Below are 344 nucleotides of genomic sequence, written 5' to 3'. Positions count from 1 at the left end.
GATAGAGTACTCGGCTACGAACCGAGCGGTCGGAGGTTCGAATCCTCCCGGATGCACCATCTTCTCCGAGATAACAGCACAACTGTTGTTTCATGGTCTGCGAGATAATCGCGAGCACCAGGGAGGATAACGTTGCTTCAGCAACGGCCCACAGGGCGAGGCGCAGCCGAGTAATCCTCCCGGATGCACCATCTCTTACTTGATATCGCTCATTACGATATCAATATCGGCAGTAAAGCAAGTTTCCCGATGCATCCGTAGCTCAGCTGGATAGAGTACTCGGCTACGAACCGAGCGGTCGGAGGTTCGAATCCTCCCGGATGCACCATCTTCTCCGAGATAAC

The 344-nt window shown here is 53.8% G+C and carries 1 tRNA gene; it reads left to right on the top strand.

What is annotated here, in order from left to right:
• Positions 1-251: 251 nt before the first annotated feature.
• Positions 252-328 (top strand) — tRNA-Arg (locus KQJ19_RS23875).
• Positions 329-344 lie beyond the last annotated feature (16 nt).

Origin of the sequence: Citrobacter sp. S46_ASV_140 (assembly GCF_018919545.1) — a bacterium.
Taxonomy (GTDB): domain Bacteria; phylum Pseudomonadota; class Gammaproteobacteria; order Enterobacterales; family Enterobacteriaceae; genus Citrobacter; species Citrobacter braakii.
This window is presented reverse-complemented; position numbering and strand designations above follow the sequence as displayed.